This is a genomic window from Methanocrinis sp. (assembly GCF_049974945.1).
GTDB lineage: Archaea > Halobacteriota > Methanosarcinia > Methanotrichales > Methanotrichaceae > Methanocrinis.
The window spans coordinates 1-2,177 of the sequence record NZ_JBNGCU010000172.1; the positions used below are offsets into that span (position 1 = coordinate 1).

General features: G+C 58.9%; 3 protein-coding genes and 1 pseudogene. All 4 read right to left on the reverse strand.

All coding sequences use genetic code 11. The annotated features are described in order from the left end of the window. Window positions 1-146, reverse strand: a pseudogene (locus ACP5EL_RS10240) (protein-L-isoaspartate O-methyltransferase); the annotation flags it as partial. Then, on the reverse strand, window positions 146-712 hold the full coding sequence (locus ACP5EL_RS10245; protein WP_428402410.1) for an HVO_0476 family zinc finger protein: 567 nt from the start codon (window positions 710-712) through the stop codon (window positions 146-148). The gene ACP5EL_RS10245 and the pseudogene ACP5EL_RS10240, both read right to left, overlap by 1 nt. Window positions 713-748: 36 nt before the next feature. Further along, on the reverse strand, window positions 749-1,396 hold the full coding sequence (locus tag ACP5EL_RS10250; RefSeq protein ID WP_428402411.1) for an MBL fold metallo-hydrolase: 648 nt from the start codon (window positions 1,394-1,396) through the stop codon (window positions 749-751). A 109-nt stretch (window positions 1,397-1,505) separates the two neighbouring features. Then, window positions 1,506-2,153, reverse strand: coding sequence for a DUF1848 family protein (locus ACP5EL_RS10255; RefSeq protein ID WP_428402412.1), 648 nt, complete (start codon window positions 2,151-2,153; stop codon window positions 1,506-1,508). Window positions 2,154-2,177: the final 24 nt, after the last annotated feature.

A 2,177-nucleotide genomic window follows, 5' to 3' on the forward strand; every position in this document is an offset into this window, starting at 1 on the left:
CCCTCGCCGATGGGAAGGGGATGGTCCTCGTAGGCCATGTGGCGTATGCCGTCGGGGACAAAGAGCTCGCGAGGGACCCTGGCCATCGCCTCGATGACTCGATCGCTTATGTTTCCCCGGAGCATCTTCAGCATATCGTCTCTCATCAGAGGTCACCTCCCCAGACCCTGGTTATATCCTTGGCCAGGGCCCTCTCTGGAGAACGACCGTCGCGAAGCTTGATCTTCTCCACCCGAAACCTCCTCCCCCCTGCGGTCCTGACCTCGCCGACCGAGATCGTCTCGTCGCCTCGGGTGGGCAGGGCATAAGAGGCGGTCTTTCCCCTCCGGTGGACCGAGACCTTCACCATCACCTCGTCGACGGACCTCGTCCAGAGGGTCTTCGCGTCTCCCGCCCTGGCCTTCTCCTCCCGCCGTCCTCCCTCCAGCTCGATGGAGGTGATCTCGACCATGGCGACGTCACTGACCCCGTCGTCCACCAGAAGCTCTCCCCCAACCTCGAGAAGATCGTCTGCCGGAATCTCTATTGTGCGGCGCTGGGAGGTGCCGGTGGCGCTGATGACCACTCTTAGGGGCGCAAGCCTAGTCCGCTCCAGTTTGGTGGGATGGACCGTCCCGCAGACCTCGCACCGTACGAGGTGCTCCCGGCCGAGCTTTACTGTGGTGTGTTCTGAAAAGTCACCACATTCGGGGCAGAAGATCTCATCTTGCATGGTTACAACCCCTCCTCAAAAACTACAAAAAGGTGACTATCGGAGTCCCGATAGAAACCTCTGATCCGGGCGAAAGATCTTGCCGTGGCCTGGGATCACGACATCGGCCCTCGCGAGCGCCATCATCCGGCTCGCCCTCAGCGCCTTCTGGTCGTATGCGAGTTCGTCCTCCAGGGCCAGAAGGGACCCGTGATCGGTCCTCTGGACCGCATCGCTGTGCCACCAGAAGAGGTCTCCCGCCACAAGCCAGATCTCGCCTTCGATCGGGACCAGGAGGGACGCATGGTCGGGGGTGTGGCCGGGCGTCGGGACGACCACGACCTCCGTCCCGGGGATGAGCCTTCCGTAGGAGATCTCCTCGTCCCCTCTGTAAATGAAACTCGAATCGCAGACGTCGGTCTCCGGGAAGAGCCTCAGGTTGAGGATGTGGTCGAGGTGGGTGTGGGTGACGAATATGAGGTCGACTTCCCGGGGCTTGAGCCCTCTTTTTGATAGGCCGAAGAGGAGCCCATCTCGGTCGGCCCCGGGGTCTACCAGGACCCTGGTCCCGGCCTCCTCTATCAGGACCGATGACGGCGAGGCCCGAAGGCCTCCGCCCTCGAGCCTCTCGACGTACCCCTCCGCCAGAACCGATATCTCAGCCAAAAACTCCACCTCGAAGATCTGCCAACCCCAGTGACCCAAAGAGGTTTAAAAAGGTTAGGACTTACGCACTTGGCCGACACGAGGACATATAAATTATATCATATACTACGCAATGGTGGTTCATCATAATCAAGCATAACCTAATTGCTTAATATTTGAAGGTTTCGATTAATTTACAATTCGGGTGTTTCGAAAAACCTAGATATATCGGTATTACAAATATATTTTTTAAATTGATCTTTATTTTGGATATTATATAATTTATGGTATTTGTGGTCAAACAGCGCACCCCGCAGCAGAGCTTCGAGCGTTTCGATAGAAGCTTCATCTTCATCGAACAGATCCAGGGTTTCGGATGCTCCACCAGCGCCCCGGCCAGCCGCTCGAAGTTATCGAGGTGATACTCCGCGGGGGTGAGGGAGGTGAAGAGGATGGGATCGTACCGCCAGACCGCGGCCCGGGGCCCGTACCTCTCGGCGACGGCCCGCAGGTGCCGGACCGAGCGTCTGGCGTCGACGACCGAGGGCTCCAGCTCACGAGGGTAGCCGGTGATGGTCTGCTGGACGGTGAAGGGACGTCCAAAATCCCTCACCCGCTCCAGCCTGCCCAGGAAGGGGCCGAGGTTTCTGGTCCAGAAGACGAAGCCGTCCACGTCCTCCCTCGCCAAACTGACCCGGCGGACCTGGCGGCGGTTGTAGGGGTTGGCCACCTTGCAGTATCCGGCCTCAAGTCTCTTCTCGAACCACTCGCCGTAGAAGGCCGGGATGTCCGTCTTGTAGCTGGCGGAGATGATCATCTATCTCATCTTGCAGTCCCTGTG

Excerpts from the sequence above, each read along its gene's own strand:
- ACP5EL_RS10245 (WP_428402410.1), bottom strand. The coding sequence starts at position 712 with ATGCAAGATGAGATCTTCTGCCCCGAATGTGGTGACTTTTCAGAACAC.
- ACP5EL_RS10255 (WP_428402412.1), bottom strand. The coding sequence starts at position 2,153 with ATGATCATCTCCGCCAGCTACAAGACGGACATCCCGGCCTTCTACGGC.